The organism is Stenotrophomonas sp. FR010 (assembly GCF_047520755.2).
Lineage (GTDB): Bacteria > Pseudomonadota > Gammaproteobacteria > Xanthomonadales > Xanthomonadaceae > Stenotrophomonas > Stenotrophomonas sepilia.
Genome location: NZ_JAXBQT020000002.1, coordinates 135,533 through 156,736, shown reverse-complemented (window position 1 = coordinate 156,736; position 21,204 = coordinate 135,533). Strand labels below are relative to the sequence as shown.

The window sequence follows — 21,204 nt, the reverse complement described above, 5'->3', positions numbered from 1 at the left end:
CCAAGGAGACTTCCATGGCAGCTGATTCCATCACCTTCATCGGCGGCGGCAACATGGCCCGCAGCCTGATCGCCGGCCTGATCCGCCAAGGCGTGCCCGCCGCGCACATCCATGTGGCCGAACCGGTTGCAGCGCTGCGCGAGTCGCTGGCTGCCGACTTCGGCGTGCAGGTACACGACAACGCCACCGATGCCGGCGCACAGGGCAGCACCTGGCTGCTGGCGGTGAAGCCGCAGGTGCTGCGTGAGGTCTGCCAGTCGCTGCAGGCACTGGCCCAGGCAAACCGGCCGCTGGTGGTGTCGATCGCTGCCGGCATCACCAGCGCACAGCTGGAGCGCTGGCTCGGTGGCAACCTGCCGGTGGTGCGTGCGATGCCCAATACCCCCGCTATGCTCGGCGCTGGCGTAACCGGCCTGTATGCCACGCCCTCGGTGGATGCACAGCAGCACGCGCAGACCGAACAGGTGCTGGCCAGTGCCGGGCGCACGGTGTGGATCGAACGCGAGGCACTGATGGATTCGGTCACCGCCGTGTCTGGCAGCGGGCCGGCCTATGTGTTCCTGCTGGCCGAAGCGATGGAAGCGGCGGGGATCGCCCAGGGCCTGCCGGCCGACGCCGCGCGCACGCTGGTGGTGCAGACCCTGCTGGGCGCCTCGCGCATGCTGGATGAGGCCGGTGAGAGCCCCGCAGAGCTGCGCCGCCGCGTGACGTCACCCAACGGCACTACCCAGGCCGCGATCGAGAGCTTCCAGGCTGGCGGCTTCGAGGCACTGGTGGACACCGCACTGCGCGCCGCGCAGGTGCGTGGACAGGAATTGTCTGCGGCGAATGATTGATCCCCTGGGGTCAGATCCCTTTGCCGAGGCAAAGGGATCTGACCCCATCTACCCCGATGATCACTGCCCCAACGTGGCCATGACGAAATCCACGAAGCACTGCAAACGCGGGCGCGGGCGTCGATCGGGCAGGTAGATCAGGTGCATCGGCCGCGGTTCCGGCAGGTAGTCGCGCAGCAGCGGCTTCAACCGTCCCGCTGCGATCTCCGCCGCCAGCAGTGCGGTGGGCTGCAGTACCAGCCCGGCCCCGGCCACGGCGGCTTCGCGCAACGCGAAGCCATCGTTGCTGCTCAGCCGTGCCTCCCAGTCGACCTGTTCGCCGTTGGCCAACTGCCAGCCATGCCCGCCGCGCCAGGCCAGGTGGCTCAGGCAGTCGTGCCCCTGCAGGTCATCCGGTGTTCGCGGCGTGCCGCGCCTGCGCAGGTAAGACGGCGCCGCGCACAGGCTCATCGCATACGGCGGCAGCGGCCGCGCCACCACCTCCTGCGATGGCAACGGCCCGACCCGGATCGCCGCGTCGAAGCCATCTTCGATCAGGTCCACGCGGCGGTTGCTCAGGTCCAGCTCGATATTCAACTGTGGCTGCGCACGCAGCAGGCCAGCCAGCTGCGGCACCAGCACGCAGCTGCCCCAGGTGGTGGGCGCGCTGACCCGCAACAGGCCACGCGGCTGTACCTGCAGGCCGGCCACATCGGCCTCGGCCTGCTGCACCTGCTCCAGCACCTGCCGGCACCCGGCCAGGTAGGCGCTGCCGGCTTCGGTCAAGCGCTGGCGGCGGGTGTTCCGTTGCAGCAACGCGGTGCCCAGATGTGCTTCCAACTGCTGGATGTACTTGCCCACCATCACCGCCGACACCTGCAGCTGTTCGGCGGCCCCTGCAAAGCTGCCGCGTTCGGCCACGGCGACGAAGGCCTGCATGCAGCGAAGGGTATCCATTGCTAATCCAGAGTTAGGAATCTGCAAATCATACGCCGCTTACCTAACCACGCTGTGACGGCGCAGACTGCGCTCACTCCCACACGCAAGGAACGGCCATGAAGATCCTCCTCGTCGGTGCCAGCGGCACCCTCGGTCAGGCAGTCGCCCGTCAGCTCGGCCAACAGCATCAGATTCTCGCCGCCGGCCGCCGCAGTGGCGAACTGCGTGTGGACCTGACTGACGACGCCAGCGTCGCCGAACTGTTCGCCCGCACCGGTGCAGTCGATGCGGTGATCTCCACCACCGGCTCGGTGCATTTCGGACCGCTGCAGGAGATGACGCCCGAGCAGTTCACTATCGGCCTGCAGGACAAGCTGCTGGGACAGGTGCGGCTGGCACTGGCCGCGCAGCACCACCTCAATGCCGGTGGCTCGATCACCCTGACCAGCGGCATCATCAGCGCGCAGCCGATCCGCGACGGCGTCAACGCCACCGCAGTGAATGCCGCACTGGAAGGCTTCGTGCGCGCCGCCGCACTGGAGCTGCTGCCGCGCGGCCTGCGCATCAACGTGGTCAGCCCGAACGTACTGATCGAATCAATGGCGGCCTACGGCCCCTACTTCCCGGGCTTCGAAGCGGTAAGCGCACAACGCGCCGCACTGGCCTTCCAGCGTGCAGTGGAAGGCATCCAGAGCGGCGAGACGATCACGGTCTGGTAAGAAAAAGGGGACGGAGGGGATCAAGTCGTTTTCGTCCGCCGGGCATGGCCCGGCGCTACCGGGAGCGCGTCCCCTTTTTCATTCCCAGCGCATCGGGCCATCGCCGCGTTCGCCGAGAACGTCGCCAGGGTTGGCCAGGCGGCAATGCTGCAGTGACAGGCAGCCACAGCCGATGCAGCCGGTCAGTTCATCGCGCAGCAGCTGCAGCATGTGGATGCGCTCTTCCAGCTCGGTGCGCCAGCGCGCGGACAGCTTGGCCCAGTCAGCCTTGGTCGGTGCACGGCCTTCAGGCAGGCTCTCGAAGGCGCGGCCGACCGCTTCCAGTGGCATGCCCACCCGCTGCGCAACGCGGATCACCGCCAGCCGGCGCAGCACGTCGCGGCTGTAACGGCGTTGGTTGCCCGAGGTGCGCAGGCTGCTGATCAGCCCCTTGCGCTCGTAGAAATGCAGTGCGGAAACGGCCACGCCACTGCGCTGGGAAACCTCGCCGACGCTGAGTTCCTGGGATGCCATTGCTTGACCTCAACTACAGTTGAGGTGGCATGCTGCTATCTTCGCCGCCCGTTGACAAGCGCGGCCCGCCCCTGACCGGTATGACCCCGACCCTCTCTCCCGCCGACACCCGCCTGCCGGCTGACACATCGATCCTGTCCGCGCGCTACCGCGCCACCACCCTCGGCATGGTCGCGCTGGTCGCGCTGCACGCCTTCGAAGCATTGGCCGTCGCGGCCGCAATGCCCACGGTGGCCGAAGCACTCAGTGGCCTGCGCCTGTATGCGCTGGCCTTCGGCGGCACACTGGCCACCAGCGTGATCGGCATGACCCTGGCCGGACGCTGGGCCGACCGCCAGGGCCCGGCACGGCCGCTGTGGTACGGCCTGGCCTGCTTCGTGCTGGGCCTGCTGCTGGCCGGCTTCGCCGTGCGCATGGGCATGCTGGTGGCCGGGCGCCTGCTGCAGGGCCTGGGTGCGGGCGCGATTTCGGTCTCGCTGTACGTGATGGTCGGCCGCAGCTACCCCGAGCACCTGCGGCCGAAGGTGTTCGCGGCATTCTCGGCGGGCTGGGTGGTGCCCTCGATGGTCGGCCCGGCGCTGAGCGGCCTGATCGTCCAGCATCTCGGCTGGCGCTGGGTGTTCCTGGCAGTGCCGCTGCTGGCAGTCCCTGCTGCCCTGTTGCTGCGGCCTGCGCTGACGCGCATGCAGCCCTCCGCCGACAGCAACGACGACGAGGGGCGCGGCAACGTCGTACGTTGGGCGAGTGGTGCATCGCTGGCGGCGCTGCTGCTGTACTTCGGCGGCCAGCAGCACGGTCCGACCGCCCTGCTCTGCATCGGCGTGGCGATGCTGGCGCTGCTGCTATGCGTGCATCGCCTGCCGCCGGCCGGAACGCTGATCCTGCGCAGGGGCCTGCCCAGCGTGATCGCACTGCGCGGCGTCGCCGCTGCCGCATTCTTCGCCTGCGAAGCCTACCTGCCGCTGCTGCTGCAGCGCGAACGCGGGCTCCCGCCCAGCTGGGCCGGCGCGGTGCTCAGCCTCGGCGCACTCGGTTGGTTCGCCGGCTCCTGGCTGCAGGGTCACCAGCAGCGCGGCTGGTCACGCCAGCAGCTGCTGCGCGTCGGCACGGCGATGATGACGGTCGGCATCGCCGCAACGCTTGCGGTGTTGTTCAATGCAGTGCCATTGCCGGTGGCACTGGTGGGCTGGACGGTCACCGGTTTCGGCATGGGCATGATCTACGCCAGCCTCTCGGTACTCACGCTTTCGCTGTCAGCAGCGCATGAGCAGGGTGCCAACACGTCGGCCCTGCAGCTGAGCGAGGCCCTGTCGGTGACCACCGCGCTGGCGGTCTCCGGTGCGTTGTTCGCGCTGTTCGTGGAAAGCGCGCCGCACACCGGCTACCTGCTGTGCCTGGCGATCACCTTCGGCCTGGCGGTGCTGGCTGCGGTGATCGCGCGGCGGGTGTAGCGCCGCCGGGTTTCGGCAGTGCCGGCCGCTGGCCGGCACCATCACGGGATTCCCGCGTGCGCGGAGAGTGCCGGCCAGCGGCTGGCACTACAGGGTCCCCGTCCCCACGTCATCGATATCCCGGTGCAGGATGCGCCGCACTTCCAGCACCGCTTGCGGGGTCTCCTGCACGCTGTGGCCGGAAATGATGACCTTCTCCGACTGTGCACCCGGCAGGTGCGCACTCCAGTACGGCACCAGTCCGTCATCGGACTTGTCCACCGGCAGCTCCGGCTTGCGCTGGGCGATGATCGAGTGGTACTTCAGTCCCGCTTCGATCGGCAGCTGCGCTGCGGCCTTGACGAACGGATCGCTGGCCTTGAGGTTGTCGATGCTGTTGGGAATCTTCGGCTTGGCCGTGCCATCGACCTGCTGCTCGGCCTGCGCCAGTGCCATGAACACGTCCTCGAACTTGCCGAGGATGGTCAGTGGCAGGCGCACCAGCCGGCCCAGCAGGCGCCCGACCTTGTTGCCGGCAATATCGGTGCCCTGGTGCGGCGCAGCGATGAAGATCGCACGCTCCACGTTCGGCTGTGCCTTGAAATGCAGCAACGGCCCCAGCTTGTTCTGCACGCGCTTCAGACGCTCGCCTTTCAGGTCATAGTTGGCCAGCAGGTCGTTCCACAGCACGTCACCGGAATCGCTCACCAGCAGCCGCGCGAGCACGCCGCCCATGCTGTGGCCGATGTAGACCATGTCCTTCGATGCACGCGTGCTGCCATTGGGATCGAAGTGCTTCAGCGTGTCGTTGAACGCGTTGGCGATCTCGTAGCGGTTCAGCGCGATCGGTGCGTTGGTCGGGTAATAGACCTGCCACACCTGGAACTGCTGGCGCAGCTCCGGGTCGCCCATGATCTCGTTGGCCAGGTTCACCCAGGCTTCCGGGCTGCTGGCCAGGCCGTGCAGCATGAAGATGATGCGGCGGTTCGGGTCCCACGGTTGCATCAGGTAGATGTGTGGCTCGCCGATGCCCTCGCTCATGCCGAACAGGGTGCGCAGTGACTGCCGGGCGAAGCCGCTCTGGGCAAGCCACAGGCCGTAGGCTGCGGTGAAATTGCCGGCCAGCGGCACCTGCTCGCCGTGCAGGGTGATGCGCTCGGTGGCTTCCGGCGAATAGGCATCCAGTTCAACCCGGCGCGTCCGCATCACATCGTCCAGGCTGCTGCCTTCGAAGCGCAGCAACGCGGTGACGTTGATCGAGGACATCTCGCTGAACTCAGGCACCGAATCGTCATGCCGGTGGCGACGGCCACGGCGCTCGTCACCGCCTTCATCCGCTGCCGTTTCGGCCTTCGGGCCATCCGCTGCGACTACGGGTGCGACCAGCTTCGGCGGGTCCATCACCATCACCAGCTCGGCACCGAAGCCATCACGGCGATAAGTACTGCGCAGCCCGACGAAGCTGACCGTGCCGGCCGGCACCAGCTGCGCGGGAATGCTTTTCAGGTTCAGCTGCTGGTAGTTGGAGGCCAGCGACCAGCTGCCAACCGAGATCGGCTTCGTGTAGTCCTCGCCCGCCAACGCAGCGGCGCGCGCACGCACGAACAGCACCACCGCTGCCTTCTCGGCGGCGTAGTTGTAGTAGTCGCGCACCTGTGTCTGCCGGTCCTCGAAGGCACGGTCGGACGGCGAGCGGCCGCTGTAGAACAGGTAGGCATAGGCGTAGCGCGCGGCTTCCAGCCAGGCGTCCAGCGCTGCGTCGCTCATCGGCGGATCACCGGCGGCGGTCTTCTTCGGCGTCAGCGCCAGCGCGGCCTTCACCCACAGTTCGGACAGCGCCGACAGCCGCTGCTCGACATTGAGATCGTCGGTCATCAGCAGCGTGCTGCGGCAGACCAGGAAGTCCTTCTCGCACTGCGATTCGTCCAGGCCTGCCGCGCTGAGCGTCTCGCGCGCGGCGGGGCTGAGCTTGCCGGTATTGAGCACGTCGGCACGCTTGTTGACCAGCGAATCGCTGGATTTGACCTGCTTGACGGTGACCATCGCACAACCGCTGCTGCCCAGCAGCAGGAAGGCGGCGAACAACACCGGCAGCGCACGCTGCCAGCGGATCAGGAGGAGTCGAGTCATTACTGCGGGTCCTGCTCGGTGCCAGGTACGCCCTGGCGGATCACGGTGGAGAAGTGTTCGCCGCTGCCCAGGTCCAACGCGCGCTGGGTGATGCGGCCCTTGTCGTGCAGCTCGGCGTACGGCACACCCGGGGTCAACGCACCCACCTCCTGTGCGTACTCGGCCAGGTAGCCGGACAGCAGCAGGCGGTAGTCCAGCGGCAGGCGCGGCGCGATGTGGCGGGCCAGGTCGAAGACGATGGTGGTGCAGTTGCTGGTGAGCGTGTTGTAGAAGCCCGGCTTCGCATCCAGTTCGCGTGCCTGTGCGATGTACGCGGCAAACAGCTCCTTCAGCTGCGCCCGGTCCATGCCATGCAGGCGGTACAGGTAGACGTCCTCACCGCGCGCATTGGTGCGGGTGCGGATGATGTCGGTCTCCTCCGCGGCTACCAGGGTCATCTCGAACTTGCGGAAGAAGCCGCCCAGTGCCGAGAACGATTCGCCGCGCTCCTTGCGGATCTCCAGCGAGAACACCACGTGGCGCCCATCCTCGAAGCCAAACGAGATGAGGGTGTGGGCGAGCGCCGGGCCCATCCAGTACGACAGCACCAGGTCGGCCGAGCGCAGCTGGTCCAAGTCGTACGCGCGGCGCACCCAGTGCGCGTCGTAGTCGGTTTCGCTGCGCCAGGTGAAATCACGCACGTTGTCGAACACCACGTGGCGCCCGTCGAAGGACACCACATGCAGGCGCTGGGCCACGTCGTCGGCCCATACGCGGTCCTGGCGCGGGGTCAGCAGCAGCCACCAGAGGCCAGCCAGCGCCAGCGAAGCGCCGAACGCCAGGCCCAGGCGACGGCTGCTGCGGCCACGCGCGACCCGCCACGAGGCCCACAGCGCAGCCAGCAGCCACAGCACGGCAATACCGTTCGCCAGCCAGCCCGGCCCGGGCATCTGGTAAGCCAGCAGCCCGGTCACCCACAACGCTGCCAGCGCCATGGCACTTCCTGTCATCCAACGTCCTGCGGCTCTCACTGGCATCCTGTCGCGGTCCCGAAGCCGCATAGTTAGCCACAAGCGGGTTCACCGTGGCATCTACGGCCCGTTCAGGCACGCCGGCGCACCGTCTGCGGCGGCCCCGCGGCCAGATGAATCACACAGGAGCAACGATGGGCATCACTTCCGTGGCCGGCGTTCCGGTCCAACCCCGGCACCGCGCAACCTGTCACTGCGGCACGGTCGAGCTGCTGCTGGACCTGCCGGACGGGATCGTCGATCCCCGCCGCTGCGACTGCTCGATGTGCCGCCGCCGTGGCGCCATCGCCGCCAGCGTCCCCCGTCAGGGCCTGCAGGTGGTGCGCGGGCAGCATCACCTGCAGAAGTACCAGTTCAACACCCATGTGGCGGAGCACTACTTCTGCGGCGTGTGCGGCATCTACACCCATCACCGGCGCCGCTCCAACCCGGACGAGTACGGCTACAACGTGGCCTGCCTGGAAGGCATCGACCCGTTCGCGCTGGGGGTCATTCCGGTCAGCGACGGGATCAATCACCCGTCAGACCGCAGCGACTAGTGGCGCGTGCGCCGCGGCGGCGTGGCGATCTTCTGCCAGGGCGCCATGCCGCTGCGCCCCGCCCGCGCGGGTCGTTTCAGCCAAGGCCGGCGTGGCGGCGCCTGCGGCGCATCCGCGACCGGGGGAGGAAGCGGTCGACGGCTGGGCCAGAGATGGTCGAGCAGCCACATGGCGGGTCTCCGTGGGGGACGGGGACGATCAACATTAGACCTGGGTGGGCATGGGCGGTGTGAGCGGAAGACGACAACGGGATGACGGCGGAGGGGGCGATGAGCCTGCTACGCCGTATGCTCGGCCAACGTGCCTTTGCGTTTCCGCAGCAACAGGTGCAACAACACAGCACACACAGCCGTCAGCAGCGCCAGTACACGCAGCAGTGTTGCCAGCGCCTTGGCGCTGACCTGCTGCAGCTGCTCAGCGCTCATCGCCGGCAGCAGTGCCGCCGCCTGGACGCGGGACCCGCTCGCCAGATAGGCACCGGCACGCGCCAACGACGCGGGCGATGCCCCATGCAGCTGCTGGTCGACCAGCATCGCCAGCAGCGCCGTCACTGCGGCCAGGGCGATACCTTCGCCTGCTACCCGCACGGTTCCGAAGATGCCGGCGGCCATGCCCGCACGCTGTACAGGCACCACGCTCACCGACAGCCCATCCATCAGCCCCCACGGCAAGGCCGTGCCTGCACCGACCCACATCAGCAACGGCACCCACTGCGAGGGCGACGGATGCGTCGCATGGCGCGACAGCAGGTACAGGCCAGAGGCACACACCAGCAGCCCCAGCGTGCACAGCCGTGCGCTTCCAACGCGTTCCGCCCAACGCGCGGCCAGCATCGGCAGCATCAGCATCGGCGCGGACAGCGCCAGCATCTGCAGTCCCACCAGCGTCGTGCTCTGGCCATGCACGCCCAGCAGTTGCAGAGGCAACACGACCAGCAGCACCACGTAGCCCAGGCAGGTCGCCACCGGCAGCAGCTGGACGCCGAGGAACGCCGGTTGCCAGAACAGTGAGAGGTCCAGCAACGGGGAAGGATGCAGCCGTTCGGTACAGACGAACGCGCCGCCCAACAGCAGCGTCGTCAACAGCGCCAGCTGCACGCGACCGGCGTACAAGCCGTACTCTCCCAGCCACAGCAGGGCCAGGGTCAATGCCGCCAGCATCAGGCTGAAGCCCAGCATGCCGGCGATGTCCAGCCGTCCGCGCTCGCCCCGGCTTTCGGGCAACGCGCGCGCGGCCAGTGCGAACGCCGCCAACGTCAGCACACCGCCCGCAGCGAACACGCTGCGCCAGCCCAGCGCCTGCAGCAGCAGGCCCGCGAGCAGCGGCCCCAGCGCCAGGCCCGCACCGAATGTCGTGCCCAGCAGGGCGAAGACACGGGCACGCCTCGGTCCCTGCCAGCCCTGCGCCAGCGCAGCGGTGCCCGAGGCCAGCGCTGCGGCGGCGGCAACGCCCTGCAGGCCGCGCGCCAGATCCAGCCACAGCAGCGTAGGCGACAGGCATACAGCGGCCGCCGCGACGGTGAAGCCGGCCGTGCCCAGCAGGAACATCCGCCGTCGGCCATGGCGATCAGCCAGGCCACCGGCAGCGAGCAGCAGGCTGCCGAAGGTGAGCATGAAGGCGTTGGTCACCCAGGCCAGCGCAGTGGGCGATGCCACTGCGGAGCGGGCCAGCACCGGCACCGCGACGGCGCCGGCGGTGAAGGACAACGGCAGCGCCAGCGCGGCCAGGCAAACCGCAAGCAGCGTCCAGCGTTGCGGCGTTTGGGCAGGTACAGGGAGCATCGAAACCGGGGCCATGCGGGCCTCCATCCATCAGGGGCATTGATGATGAGCGGGCCGTTATTCCTGAAAAACAGGCTCTATGGACGTTGATTGCGGCCATATGTTCCGCAATCATGTCGGTCATGGACTCCATCTCTGCTCTGCTCGCCTTCGTCCGAACCGCAGAGGCGGGCAGCATCGTCGGCGCCGCCCGCGTACTCGGCCTGTCCGCCTCGGCGGTAGGCAAGCGCATCGCCCGCCTTGAACAGAACCTGGGCACCCGTTTGTTCCAGCGCACCACCCGCCGCGTGCACCTCACCGACGAAGGCGAACTGCTGCTGCAGCGCTGCCGCCGCGCACTGGATGAACTTTCCGAAGCGCAGGCGGACCTGGCGCAACGACAGCACGCTCCCAGTGGGCTGCTGCGCATCGGCCTGCCCACCATCGGCTACCGCTTCCTGCTGCCGGTGTTGCCCGGCTTCCAGCAACGCTATCCGCAGGTGCAATTGGAACTGGAGTTCAATGACCGCATCGTCGATGTGGTCAGCGAAGGGCTGGACGCGGTGATACGCAGCGGCGAGCTGGCCGATTCCAGCCTGACCGCACGGCGACTGGGCGACTTTCGTTTCATCCTCTGTGCGGCACCGGGGTATCTGAAGGCGCACGGCATTCCCGGCGATGTAGGCGACCTGCGCCTGCACACCGCGCTGCGCTTCCGTTACCCCACCACCGGAAAACTGCATCCGTGGCAGCTGCCGGGCATCGAAGGCGACGCCGGGGCGCGCCTTTCCACGGCGATGACCTGCAACAACATGGAAGCCGTGCTGGCCGCTGCGATCGGTTGCATGGGCCTGGCCTGGATGCCCGACTTCCTCGCCGCCGACGCGCTGGCCGACGGCCGCCTGCAACAGGTGTTGCCCACACTACCTACGCGCCAGGGGCAGTGCTCGCTGCTATGGCCCGGTGGGCGCCATCCCAGTGCACGCCTGCGGGTGTTCATCGACTATGCCGTCGCGAACCTGTTCCAGAACGCCTCATAAAAAGGGGACGGAGGGGATTAAGTCGTAATCGGCCCTACTGTGCCCGAAACGACTTAATCCCCTCCGTCGCTTTTTCCCTGGGCGCTGGCGCTGCGTTGAGCTGGTAATGCGCGACCAGCGCATCCACCACCGCGCGCACGCCCGGCAACTGTCCACGACGATGCGGCAGCAGCACGCTGGTGGTCACTTCGCCGGCATGCCACGCCGGCAGGACCTGCTGCAGGCGGCCGGCCGCAATCGCTGCGGCACACAGGCTGTGCGGCAACACCGTGATGCCAAGGCCCGCTTCGGCCGCCGCGACCAGAAGCTGCGACTCATTGCCGACCAGCGCCACCTGCGGTTCCACCTGCACGGTGCGGGCGTCGGTGCCGTGCAGTGTCCAGCGCGTTGCGTGGCGCGCCGTCAGCAGGCCGGCATGCGCGCTTAGCTGCTCGGGCGTATCCACTGCTGGCGCGGCTGCCAGATAGCCAGGCGACGCCACCAGCACGATGCGTTCTCTACTCAGCGAGCGCTGCACCAGACCGGAATCCGGCAGCGGACCGAAGTGGCTGCGCAAGGCAATGTCGATGCCTTCCTGCGCCAGGTCGACGAAACGATCACTCACTTCAACTTCAATGCGCAGCCGCGGATAGCGGCGGGCCAACGGGGGCAGGCACACGGCGAGCTCGACCTGCACCACCGGAATCGAAGCGCTGATGCGCACGGTGCCACTCGGTTCGGCCTGGCGGTCACGGACGATGGCCTCGGCGGACTCCACCTCGGACAACGCCGCGCGTGCGCGATCAAAGAACGCCTGGCCGACTTCGGTCAGCGCGAAGCGCCGCGAACTGCGTTGCAGCAGCCGTACCTCGAGGTGTTCTTCCAGCAGCGCCACGCGCTTGCTCAACGTCGAGCGCGGCAGGCCCAGATGGCGTCCGCCTGCTGCAAAACCGCCCTGCTCCACTGCGGCCACGAACAGAGCCAGATCGTTGAGGTTGAGCATGCGCAACGTCCTCAGGTGTGGACTTCAGGATGCCATTCGAACCGCTTCCGGGGCAATGTCCACGCAGGCACGCTTTCCTCACCCGCCGCATCGCGGCTTGAACCGGAAACCTGCCATGACCCCGATCCTCTTCTACGGCGTGCCCTCGGGCTGCTCGTTCGGCTCCATCGTCGCGCTGGAATGGTTGCGCCAGCCGTATCACCTGTGCCGTATCGACATGCCCGGCCAGGTGCAGGGCGAAGACTATCGCCGCCTCAATCCACTGGGCGAAACCCCCACTCTGCGCACCGCGCAGGGCGAACTGCTCAGCGAGAGCCTGGCCATCCTCAACCACCTGGCCGCCCAGGGCGTCGCGCAGGGGCTGGGCTTCGCACAGGGCACCTCCGGCTTCGACCGCCTCAACCACCGGCTGGCCTATCTCAACACCAGCTTCTTCGGTGCCTACGCCCCGCTCTGGCACGCGCTGGAACACGCCGAGGGCGATGACGGCAAGGCGCTGCGTGCCTATGGCACCACCAAGGTGCGCCAGGCCCACCAGGCGCTGGAGCAGATGCTCAGCACAGGCCCGTGGCTGCTGGGCGAGCAGCGCAGCTTCGCCGACGCCTACTTCGCCGGCATCGCCCGCTGGAACGATTACCACCAGGTGGTCGACCGCCGCGAGTTCCCCAGGGTGCAGCAGCTGTTCGAGCGCCTGCAGGACGACGCCGGCGTGCAGTTCGCCCACGCCGTCGAAGCACAGCGGCCGGCTACCAGCAGCGGTGGCTTCCTCGGCGAGGTGCGGCTGGAAGACGTGCTTGAGGCCGCGGCGGCCTGAGTCCTGCCCTGCCTGTGCGGCAGCGGCGCGCAATGCCTCTTGCGCGCCGCGCTACAGTGGTATGTCCCCTGCTGCAGGAATCCGCGCATGTCCACGTTCTCCGATCCGCAGGCGGTGGCCCGCTATGCCGAAGCACCGCTGCGCCAGGTGCCCGGTTTCCTCGCCCTGCAGCAGATGAGCCGCCTGCTGCTGGCCGAACGCGTTCCCGCGCAGGGCCGCGTGCTGGTACTCGGTGCCGGGGGTGGGCTGGAGCTGAAGGCCTTTGCCGAGGCGCAACCGGGCTGGCAGCTGCTGGGCGTGGATCCGGCCGCGCCGATGCTCGCGCTGGCCGAGCAGACACTGGGCCCGTTGAACGCACGCGTTGAGCTGCTGGAAGGCTACATCGACGATGCCCCGGACGTGCGCTTCGATGGTGCCAGCTGCCTGCTGACCCTGCACTTCCTCGATGCCGCGCAGCGCCTGCACACGCTGCGCGAGCTGCACAGGCGCCTGCAGCCCGGCGCGCCGCTGGTGGTGGCCCACCACAGCATGCCGCAGGATCCGGACGGCAAGCTGCGCTGGTTGCAGCGCTACGCCGCGTTCGCCGAAGCCTCGGGTGTTGCCCACGCCGATGCACAGCGCGCGATCGACGCCATTGCCGAGCGACTGCCACTGCTGGCGCCCGAACAGGAAGTGGCGCTGCTGCAGGAGGCCGGCTTCGACGGCGTGGAGCTGTTCTATGCAGGCTTCAGCTTCAGGGGCTGGGTGGCGTACGCCGGGTGAAGCCTACGGCACCACGGTGATGCCGATGCGCTGCATCAACAGCGCCACCTGCTGCAGATCCAGCGTGGCGCCACGCAGGTTGGTGCTGCGCAGGTCCAGCTCACCCAGCTCCGAGTGGGTCAGGTCACAGTCGGTGAAGTTGGCGCTGTTCCAATCGACACCCTCGAACTGGCCACCGGACAGGTCCGAGCCAGCGAAGCTGGCGCCGCTCACGTTTGCACCGTCCCAGCGGTTTTCCCACAGTTCGCATTTCTCCAGCGTCACCCGCGAGAAATTGGCATAGCGCAGGTTCGACTTCTTGATGAAGGCGCTGCAGAACCCGCTGCGCGGGGTGATCTGGTTCATGAAGCTGGCGCCGCTGAAATCCGCGCCCTGCGCGCGGCACTCGCTGATTTCCAGGCCCAATGCCTTGACGAAATTGAAGTGGCACATGCTGATGTCGCAGCTGCGGAAGCTGGCTTCCTTCAGCGTGGCGCCATTGAAGCGGCAGCCGGTACGGCTGTCGGCATCGTAGAAACTGCAGTTGATGAACTCGGTGCCGGTCAGGTCCACGCCGGAAAAATCGCACTCGTGGAACTGCTGATCGACCACTTTCTGGCCGGTGTACTGGTCCGCGCCGATGCGCAGCTTGCGGTGAACGGTGTGGGACATCAGGGATTCCATGCCAGGAGTCCCGCCATCATGCCGGGCCGCGAGGGCGATCCATAGACGTGGGCGCGGGCGGATTCACCGGCAGTCCAGCCGCCCCGTGCCCCCCAATACCGGATGCACGGTGTTGCACGTTAATGCACGAACGTGCAGACTTATGGCATGAGCTCAGACCCCAGCCCCCTCCCCGCCCAGCGCACCCGGCAGATCCTTGAGGAGCTGCGCCAGCAGGGCCGCGTGGTCGCTGCCGAACTGGCGCGCCGCTATGCCGTCTCCGAAGATTCGATCCGCCGCGACCTGCGCGAGCTGGCCGCACAGGGCCTGTGCCAGCGTGTCTACGGCGGCGCCGTGCTGCCGCCGCCCAAGGAACGCCCGCTGCGCGAGCGCCTGACCCGCGACCGCGGCGACAAGGCCGAGCTGGCCGCACGCGTGTGCGCGTTGCTGCAACCCAATCAGGTTGTACTGCTCGATGCCGGTTCAACCAACCTGGCGATCGCCCAGCAGCTGCCGCCCGCTCTCGGGCTGACCGTGATCACCAATGCCCCGCAGATCGCCACCGCCGCCAGCACGCTTGAAGGCACCCTGGTGCAGCTGATCGGCGGCCGCTTGGCCAGCGGCGGCGGTGCGGTCGGCGCAGAAGCACTGGGCCAGGTGCAGCGCCTGCGCGCCGACGTGTACCTGCCCGGCCCCTGCGCGGTGGACGGCGATACTGGTGTATGGGCAATGGATGCAGAAGAGGCCAAGCTGAAGCGCGCGATGGTCGCGTGCAGCAGCCGCGTCATCGTCGCCGCCACGACTGAAAAGCTCGGTGCACGCGGCAACTGGCAGATTGCCAGCCTCGACGAGATCGACGACCTGGTGCTCACCACCTCGGCCCCGCCGGCGCTGGCGGCACGCTTCCGCGCCGCAGGCATCGCGGTACACCCCACTCCGCCCTGACCGTACCGCTCATGTCCGTTGCCAACCGCGCGCGTGCCGAACAGCACGCGACCCGCGCTGCGTTCTTCATTCCCGGCTTCGCCACCGCGCTGTGGGCCACCCTGGTGCCGTTCGCCAAGGCACGCACCGGGATCAATGACGCCACGCTGGGGCTGGTGCTGCTCTGCCTCGGTGCCGGTTCGCTGCTGGCGATGCCGTTGTCCGGTGTGCTGGCCGCGCGCCTCGGTTGCCGCCGGGTGATGGTGGCCAGCAGTCTGCTGATCTGCCTGACCGTGCCCAGCCTGGCCCTGGCCGCTTCGGCCTGGACACTCGGGCTGGTTCTGTTCGTGTTCGGCGCCGCCGTGGGCGCGATGGACTGCACGATGAACGTTCAGGCGGTCATTGTCGAGCGCGAAGCACGGCGCGTGATGATGTCCGGCTTCCATGCCTTCTTCAGCATCGGCGGCTTCCTCGGCGCGGCCACCATGACCGTGCTACTGTCTGCCCATCTGCCTCCCTTGGTATCCGTGCTGGTCGGCGTTGGTGCCATGCTGCTGGTGATGCTGCTGTCAGCGGCGTACTGGCACAGCGAACGCATGCCGCATGACATGCCCATGCTGGTCCTGCCGCACGGCATCGTGCTGTTCATCGGCGTGCTGGCGTTCGTCGCCTTCCTCGGCGAAGGTGCGATGCTCGACTGGAGCGCGGTGTTTCTCAGCGACGTGCGCCGCGTCGATGCCAGCCTCGCCGGCATCGGCTATGTGACCTTCACCCTGACGATGACCGTCGCGCGCCTGTTCGGCGATGCACTGGTGGCACGCGTGGCCCGCCAGCGCGCGATCGTGTTCGGCGCGTTGCTCGCCGCCGCGGGCGTACTGGTGCTGACCCTGGTCACGCCGTGGCAGGCGTCGCTGGCGGGCTATGTGCTGGTCGGCCTCGGTTGCGCCAACATCGCCCCCGCACTGTTCTCGCTGGCCGGCCACCAGACCCGCATGCCCGGCGCACTGGCGATCACTGCCGTGTCCACGCTCGGCTTTGCCGGCATCCTTGCCGGGCCGGCGCTGATCGGCTTCGCCGCAGATCATTTCGGCCTGATCACCGCGTTCATCGGCGTGGCCACGGCCTTGTTGCTGGTGGCCGTGTCCACGCGTTGGCTGCAGGTGTAGCGCGGCGCATCAACGCCGCCTGCGGCGCAGCTTCATCCGCGCGCGCCGGTAGCCGATCACCGTCGCCGTGGCACACAGCGCGGTGCCAGCAGCGCTCAGCAGCAGCAACACCGCCAACCGGACACCTTCCTGGCGCAGCATCGCAGGCAGATCCCAGCTGTGCAGGAAGTAGAACAACCAGCGCCCCACCCGCTCGCGATGACCCATCGTCAGCAACGGATCGCCCGTAGCCAGGTCGAGATAGACGCGCGTCGCCTCGGCATCACCGAAGTCCACCACGGCCACCGGGAAGCGGCGTACCGCTGCACCATTCATGGCCTCGGGCGCACGCGGATAGAAGTACGCATCCGCTGCATGCTGCACCACGAAGCCCTGCATCGGGGCATCGGACAACGCACGCACCTTCTGCTGCAGCCAAGCTGCCGGCAGCAACCGCGTAACCTGCAGATGCCCATTGCTGCCGGACACGATGCGAGTATGACCCTGCCCGTCCAGCAGCACCGCAAACAGTTCACCACTGATCCGTCGCCACTGAATCTCCACCGGCTGAAAGCGCGCGGCTTCGGCCACTGCCAGAAGCGTGTCAGGATCACCCAGCGCACCGTCCACCGCCACCGCGCCGCCACGGTAGTGCTCAACATCGATCGCCTCCCGCGTGCTGCTGAAGACGCCCAATGGATTCATCGACATCAGGCCGCTGAAGATCCAGGTGAACACGAAGGCCGCAGCACACAATCCGATCAGATGGTGCCAGCGCATCCACGGTTCGACATACGGCGTCTTCGCACCGGAACGATAGTGGCCACGGAAACGCCAGCGCCACACACCCACCACGACGCCGCTGACCGCCGCCAGCGTGCACAGTGCGGACAGCACGATCACCACCCACGTCCACACCGGGTCCACCGACTGCATGCGCAGGAAATACAACCAGTGCAGCCAGGCACCCACGTAGTTCCAGCGCTCCTGCACATGCGGGGCGTCCAGCACCACTTCGCCGGTACGCGAAGACACATACAGGTCGCCCGGTTGCTCACCGCCCACCTCGACGCGATACAGCGGCCGATGCGCATCCAGAGCGCGCGAATGCGTCCAGCGGTCCTCGTCCACGCGCATCGCTCCCACGAAGGCCGGGCCTACGGCGAACTGTGCAGCGGACGCTTCGGCGCGCTGTGCCGACACCGGCAGCAGCGCCTGACCGGTGTATGCAGACCAGGCCCCCACGTGGCGGCCACTACGCACCACATAGGCGGGCTCGCCACGCAGCGTGGTCAGCGCCACGGCCTCTGGCTCGGCCTGCAGAGCAGCCGGCAGTACAGACAGCCCCTGCAGGTCGCGGGCCTCGCCCAGCACTGGCAATGCCGCCAGCCGCTCACCGGGTGTCAGCTTCGGGTAACCAATGAACAGCATCACCATGCCGCTGACGAACCACAGCAGCATCAGCAGGCATCCGCCGATGCCCAGCCAACGATGCACCAGGTAGGTCCAGCGCTTGGCGGTGGATCGCAGCGACATCGCCAGCGCCCTCAGAAGCGATGGTCGACGGTGAATTCGACGCGCCGGTCCGCCCCCAGCAGCCACTGGGTGCTGGTGTAGTACGCGGTGGCGTAGTACGCCTTGTCGAACACGTTGAACAGCCGGGCGGATAGCCGCGTGCGCGGTGCCGCCTGCCAGGTCAACGCCAGGTCGGTGGTACTGTAGCCGGGCAGCTCCAGCGTGTTGGCGTTATCGGCGTAGCGCTTGCCGACGTAGCGCACGCCACCCGCCGCACTCCAGTCCGGTGCGAATTGCCAGCTGAGCCACGCACTGGCCAGGCGCTCGGCTACGTTCGGCGGCACGTTGCCATCACGCGATACCAGCACCGCCGGCGAACCGGTGGTTTCCAGGAAGTCCTCGAACTCGGCCTTCAGCACCGTCGCGTTGGCATCGAGCGACCAACGCGGTGCGACGTTCCAGTTCAGCGACGCCTCGATACCGCGCGAGGTCTGCGCGCCCACCTGTACCCGGCGATCCGGCACCAGCGGATCGCGGCTGAGCAGCCCGGTCTTGCGGATGCGGTACGCCGCCAGCGTCCACTCGCCGCCGTCGAAGGCCTGCTTCAGGCCCACCTCGATCTGTCGGCCCTTGGCCAGATCGAATGCTCCGTTGGCCGGGCTGATCATCAACAGGCCACTGATCGGGTCCACCGCCTGCGAGTACTGCGCATACAGGCTCAGCGTCGGCTGCAGCGCGAACACCGTACCTGCACGCCAGCCGGTGCTGCTGTAGGTCTTCGAGAACGCATTCTGGCCGCTGATCAGATCGGTGCGATCAATGCGCGCGCGGTCGTGGCGCAGGCCAGCCAGCACCGACCAGCGCTCGCTCAGTGCCAGCCGGTCTTCCACGAACAGCGCGTACTGCTCGGCACGGTTGCGATAGCGCGGCAGGTTCGGCGCATCGCTGGCGAACTGCCCCGGGACAGGATCGAACGGATCGACCGGGCCCGAGCTGCCGGCATAGGTGTTATTGGTGTGCTTGAAGTGCGCGCGGTTGGCGTCCAGGCCCACCGCGAAGCTGTTCGCCCAAGCGCCCACATTGCCCTGCGCGCGCAGCGTCGAGGTCAGCCCCGTCTGGTCCTGGTTGTGGGTGATCTGGGTGTTACCCGAGCGGTCGACCAACCCGGTTCGCGGGTTGTAGACATAGGCCTCGGCGTTGCGCCAATCGCGCTGGCTGTCGATCTGGTAGAGGCGCGTGCGCCAGTCAACGTTCGCGTTCGGCGTCCACTGCGCATCGAGCTGCGTCCAGCGGTCGCGGAAGCGGATTTCGCTGTCGTCCACGTTGTAGTTGCGGTGGCGCAGCGCCTCCAGCTGGCGGCCCTCGACCAGCGGCGTGCCGAAGTAGCGCATCGGTTGCTGGTAGCCCTGCGCATGGGTGAGCGTCAGCTGCAGGTCCGGGCGAGCCTGCCACAGCAACGCACCGGAGAACGTCGCATCGTTGTTGCGGCCACGGTCGACCCAGCCACCGCTGTAGTTGCCACTCACATCCAGCCGGTAGGCCAGCCCGGGCGCCAGCGCGCCACCACTGCCGAAGCCCAGCCGCGCGGTATCCTCGCTGCCCACGGTCACGCTGATCTCGTTCTCGATGGCACCGCGCGACGGCTTCTTCGGCACGATGTTGATCACCCCGCCGATCGCACCATCGCCATGGATCACCGAGGCCGGCCCGCGCAGCACTTCGATGCGCTCGATCGACCAGGTATCGAACGGGAAGGTGATGCCGACGCCGCCGTACTGGCGCAGCCCGTCGTACAGCCGCATCACCGAAGCACCGTCGGTGAAGCCACGGCTGGAAAGCGCGCTCAAGCCGTTGCCCGGGTGCGGCATGGCACTGATCGCACCCGCCCGGCTGATCGCATCGTTGAGGTTGCTGTCGCCGCGCTGCTCCAGTTGTTCGCGCGAAATCACCGTCAGGCTGGCAGGTGTCTGCAGCACGCTCAGGCCCAATGCAGAGCCGGCGCTGGCGGTGGAGGACAGCTCGCCTCTGCGGGTATCGATCACGCGTACGGCATCCAGCGTGGTCGGGGGTGCCACGTCGGCAGCAAGGGCAGAAGCGGAGTGCAGCAGCAGCGCGCAAGCGACAGGCAGCGTCGCCCGGCGCAGGCGCGCGGAGTTGGGGTTCGTTTTCATTTGTTCACGGCATGCAAGGCCACCCCGCAATGGCAGGGCAGCAATCAGAAAGGGACAAACACGCGCGTGCGGGCACCGGCCGTGGCCGGCAACCTCATGGAAGAACGTTCAATGCAGCGCGCGTGCGGCTCAGGCAGCCATCAGTGCCGGCGGCCCACGCGCGCCCAATGTGCCGCTGATCCGTTGCGGCAACGCCTGCACGGCACCGCGCAACGCGCGGCACACCGGTGACATCGGCGCCAACAGCAGCACGGCCGCCACCAGCAGGGCGATCAGCCGTGCAGCGATCAGGCAGTAATCGCAGTCCACGCCCATCTCATGATCGGCATGCGGATCGGCGGGCGGCTTCTTTGCGGTCTCGCCGTGCGACATCGCCATCGCGTGATGGTCGTGATGGCCTTCCATCGCGTGCTGCGCATGCTCTGCGTGCATTGCGTGGTCCATGGCTGCCACCGGTGCCGCGGCAGCCACGTGACCATGCGCCAGCCAGCGGCTCACCAGCGGGGCGAGCAGCACCAGCAGCATGGCAAGCCAAGCCAGGGCCTGGAACCGGCGGTGGAGGACAGAATGACGCACGCCGCCATTCTACGGGGCCACGGTCAACCTTGGACCGCGTTCAGGGTTTGCCCCCTGCGACACGGTGACGCAGGGGCTCGCCTCGCGCGGCGACATGTGAATGGACCGCACCGCGGTCTCTGCGCTTGCGGGCTCTGCCTCGCCAACGTTAGGGTTCAATTGGCCACGGCAAGGAGCCAGAGGAATCCGCATGACCACCCGCATCAAGCACCGGCAGCGCATCTGCCTGCTCGGCCTGACCGCGCTGCTTGCCGCCTGCGCCGACAACGGGCCGCCCCCACCGCCAGAGCCGCTGGAACTCTCACAACCCATCGCCGTGGACGCGCCTGGCCAGCAGGTGCAGTTCGAGTTCGAAACCACGGCGCGCAATTTTGCCAGCTACCGTACATATGCGGTGGAGCTGGATCTGCAGCACGTCTCCCCGTCGCCAGATGCTGCTTCTCCGCGCGACCTGCACATTCCTTTACGCGTTGGACTTCAGCAATGGTCCGGCGGCACGTGGCAGTCGCTGGCAAGCCCCGACGCCTACCAGATCGCACAGTCGCAATCTGGCCAGCCACTGCCAGACTGGCACCGCGATGCGGGACTGAACTACGCTCAGACCCAACGAGGCAGCGACGGGGCCTATCGACTCCATGTCGCGTTGCTGCCGTTGCAGGCGCATAGCCGCTATCGGGTCCAGATCAGCACGGTTGAAGACATCGCACCGCTTCGTGGCGCAAGCGCCAGGATACTGATTCACGAATCGCGTCCGCTCGCCAAGTAGCGCAGCGCCTTC

Annotated in this window: 19 protein-coding genes and 1 pseudogene; 10 read left to right on the top strand and 10 right to left on the bottom strand. The window is 67.6% G+C overall.

Annotated features, from left to right (window positions below):
• Positions 1-14: 14 nt before the first annotated feature.
• Complete coding sequence (proC, locus tag ACM0PK_RS03020) at positions 15-836, top strand: pyrroline-5-carboxylate reductase (protein WP_414607198.1); 822 nt, start codon at positions 15-17, stop codon at positions 834-836.
• A gap of 60 nt (positions 837-896) precedes the next feature.
• Here the strand turns inward: proC and ACM0PK_RS03015 are convergent, their stop codons facing one another.
• The gene (locus ACM0PK_RS03015) at positions 897-1,772 is read right to left on the bottom strand and encodes a LysR family transcriptional regulator (RefSeq protein ID WP_414607199.1); all 876 of its coding nucleotides are present in this window, start codon (positions 1,770-1,772) and stop codon (positions 897-899) included.
• A gap of 98 nt (positions 1,773-1,870) precedes the next feature.
• Between ACM0PK_RS03015 and ACM0PK_RS03010 the strand changes: the two genes are divergently transcribed.
• The gene (locus tag ACM0PK_RS03010) at positions 1,871-2,473 is read left to right on the top strand and encodes a short chain dehydrogenase (RefSeq protein ID WP_072168209.1); all 603 of its coding nucleotides are present in this window, start codon (positions 1,871-1,873) and stop codon (positions 2,471-2,473) included.
• 78 nt (positions 2,474-2,551) lie between these two features.
• Here the strand turns inward: ACM0PK_RS03010 and soxR are convergent, their stop codons facing one another.
• Positions 2,552-2,986: a redox-sensitive transcriptional activator SoxR gene (gene soxR, locus ACM0PK_RS03005; protein ID WP_005415534.1), complete on the bottom strand. Its 435-nt coding sequence runs from the start codon at positions 2,984-2,986 to the stop codon at positions 2,552-2,554.
• Between the two features lie 29 nt (positions 2,987-3,015).
• Between soxR and ACM0PK_RS03000 the strand changes: the two genes are divergently transcribed.
• Positions 3,016-4,437 carry an MFS transporter gene (locus ACM0PK_RS03000; protein ID WP_414607200.1) on the top strand — a complete coding sequence of 474 codons (1,422 nt, stop codon included), beginning with the start codon at positions 3,016-3,018 and terminating at the stop codon, positions 4,435-4,437.
• Between the two features lie 87 nt (positions 4,438-4,524).
• Here the strand turns inward: ACM0PK_RS03000 and ACM0PK_RS02995 are convergent, their stop codons facing one another.
• Positions 4,525-6,546, bottom strand: a complete 2,022-nt coding sequence (locus tag ACM0PK_RS02995; protein ID WP_111202081.1) for an esterase/lipase family protein — start codon at positions 6,544-6,546, stop codon at positions 4,525-4,527.
• On the bottom strand, positions 6,546-7,520 hold the full coding sequence (locus ACM0PK_RS02990) for an Lnb N-terminal periplasmic domain-containing protein (protein ID WP_414607215.1): 975 nt from the start codon (positions 7,518-7,520) through the stop codon (positions 6,546-6,548). Before ACM0PK_RS02990 ends, ACM0PK_RS02995 begins: the two co-directional genes overlap by 1 nt.
• A 170-nt stretch (positions 7,521-7,690) precedes the next feature.
• Here ACM0PK_RS02990 and ACM0PK_RS02985 point away from each other — a divergent pair, with 170 nt between their 5' ends.
• Positions 7,691-8,095 carry a GFA family protein gene (locus tag ACM0PK_RS02985; RefSeq protein ID WP_072168213.1) on the top strand — a complete coding sequence of 135 codons (405 nt, stop codon included), beginning with the start codon at positions 7,691-7,693 and terminating at the stop codon, positions 8,093-8,095.
• Positions 8,096-8,373: 278 nt separating this feature from the next.
• Here the strand turns inward: ACM0PK_RS02985 and ACM0PK_RS02980 are convergent, their stop codons facing one another.
• Positions 8,374-9,891: an MFS transporter gene (locus tag ACM0PK_RS02980; RefSeq protein ID WP_414607201.1), complete on the bottom strand. Its 1,518-nt coding sequence runs from the start codon at positions 9,889-9,891 to the stop codon at positions 8,374-8,376.
• 107 nt (positions 9,892-9,998) lie between these two features.
• Between ACM0PK_RS02980 and ACM0PK_RS02975 the strand changes: the two are divergent.
• Positions 9,999-10,923, top strand: a pseudogene (locus ACM0PK_RS02975) (LysR family transcriptional regulator).
• A gap of 6 nt (positions 10,924-10,929) precedes the next feature.
• Here the strand turns inward: ACM0PK_RS02975 and ACM0PK_RS02970 are convergent.
• Positions 10,930-11,877 carry a LysR substrate-binding domain-containing protein gene (locus ACM0PK_RS02970; protein WP_414607202.1) on the bottom strand — a complete coding sequence of 316 codons (948 nt, stop codon included), beginning with the start codon at positions 11,875-11,877 and terminating at the stop codon, positions 10,930-10,932.
• Between the two features lie 115 nt (positions 11,878-11,992).
• Here ACM0PK_RS02970 and ACM0PK_RS02965 point away from each other — a divergent pair, with 115 nt between their 5' ends.
• Complete coding sequence (locus ACM0PK_RS02965; RefSeq protein WP_072168217.1) at positions 11,993-12,691, top strand: glutathione S-transferase family protein; 699 nt, start codon at positions 11,993-11,995, stop codon at positions 12,689-12,691.
• An 87-nt stretch (positions 12,692-12,778) separates the two neighbouring features.
• Complete coding sequence (locus ACM0PK_RS02960) at positions 12,779-13,453, top strand: class I SAM-dependent methyltransferase (protein ID WP_072168218.1); 675 nt, start codon at positions 12,779-12,781, stop codon at positions 13,451-13,453.
• A gap of 3 nt (positions 13,454-13,456) precedes the next feature.
• Here the strand turns inward: ACM0PK_RS02960 and smqnr are convergent, their stop codons facing one another.
• Entirely contained in the window at positions 13,457-14,107 is a 651-nt protein-coding gene (smqnr, locus tag ACM0PK_RS02955; protein ID WP_414607216.1) for a SmQnr family pentapeptide repeat protein, read from the bottom strand.
• A gap of 156 nt (positions 14,108-14,263) precedes the next feature.
• On the opposite strand from smqnr, the gene ACM0PK_RS02950 reads away from it, so the two are divergent.
• Positions 14,264-15,040 carry a DeoR/GlpR family DNA-binding transcription regulator gene (locus tag ACM0PK_RS02950; protein ID WP_111007631.1) on the top strand — a complete coding sequence of 259 codons (777 nt, stop codon included), beginning with the start codon at positions 14,264-14,266 and terminating at the stop codon, positions 15,038-15,040.
• An 11-nt stretch (positions 15,041-15,051) separates the two neighbouring features.
• Complete coding sequence (locus ACM0PK_RS02945) at positions 15,052-16,185, top strand: MFS transporter (RefSeq protein ID WP_414607203.1); 1,134 nt, start codon at positions 15,052-15,054, stop codon at positions 16,183-16,185.
• Positions 16,186-16,194: 9 nt separating this feature from the next.
• On the opposite strand, the gene ACM0PK_RS02940 is transcribed toward ACM0PK_RS02945, so the two are convergent.
• The 3 genes from ACM0PK_RS02940 to ACM0PK_RS02930 all read right to left on the bottom strand — a co-directional run bounded on the left by ACM0PK_RS02940 (position 16,195) and on the right by ACM0PK_RS02930 (position 20,375).
• Entirely contained in the window at positions 16,195-17,700 is a 1,506-nt protein-coding gene (locus ACM0PK_RS02940) for a PepSY domain-containing protein (protein ID WP_414607204.1), read from the bottom strand.
• Positions 17,701-17,711: 11 nt separating this feature from the next.
• On the bottom strand, positions 17,712-19,850 hold the full coding sequence (locus tag ACM0PK_RS02935; protein WP_414607205.1) for a TonB-dependent receptor: 2,139 nt from the start codon (positions 19,848-19,850) through the stop codon (positions 17,712-17,714).
• Between the two features lie 129 nt (positions 19,851-19,979).
• Complete coding sequence (locus ACM0PK_RS02930; protein WP_252744379.1) at positions 19,980-20,375, bottom strand: DUF2946 family protein; 396 nt, start codon at positions 20,373-20,375, stop codon at positions 19,980-19,982.
• Between the two features lie 241 nt (positions 20,376-20,616).
• Here ACM0PK_RS02930 and ACM0PK_RS02925 point away from each other — a divergent pair, with 241 nt between their 5' ends.
• Positions 20,617-21,192: a hypothetical protein gene (locus ACM0PK_RS02925; RefSeq protein ID WP_414607206.1), complete on the top strand. Its 576-nt coding sequence runs from the start codon at positions 20,617-20,619 to the stop codon at positions 21,190-21,192.
• The last annotated feature ends 12 nt before the right edge of the window (positions 21,193-21,204 follow it).